Source organism: Desulfocicer niacini, from assembly GCF_054657595.1.
In genome coordinates, this window is the sequence record NZ_BAAHYK010000202.1 from 1 (window position 1) to 352 (window position 352).

General features: G+C 48.9%; 1 protein-coding gene. It reads right to left on the reverse strand.

From position 1 onward, the window contains the following. Positions 1–191: 191 nt before the first annotated feature. A partial coding sequence (locus ACYQ2M_RS25635; protein ID WP_487247205.1) for a phage integrase N-terminal SAM-like domain-containing protein occupies positions 192–352 on the reverse strand: 161 nt, incomplete at its 5' end.

Below are 352 nucleotides of genomic sequence, written 5' to 3' on the forward strand. Positions count from 1 at the left end.
TTAGCCAGCCTCCAGCATATGGGTTGCAAACCAGTTCCTCCAGGCGCAGGCCAGCCGAGTAAGCTGTCATCAACAGCATGCGATTTCGAAATCCGGTCGCCGCATTGATCAGCGTCATCACCTCCTCTACACTGAGTACTTCGGGTAGAAATTTCGGCGTACGCTGGGCAGGAATTGCGATATGGATATTCTCATCTTTGAGAACCTTGCCATAAAGAAAGAAATTGAATGGCATTGCGCGCCACATTGCAGCTGCTGAATGATAAATCCAGATTTTCTTTCAGGTGGATCAGGTAATCTTGCAGTTCTTTATGGCTCAGCTCATCCGGCGATTTGCCATAATGCCCGGCTA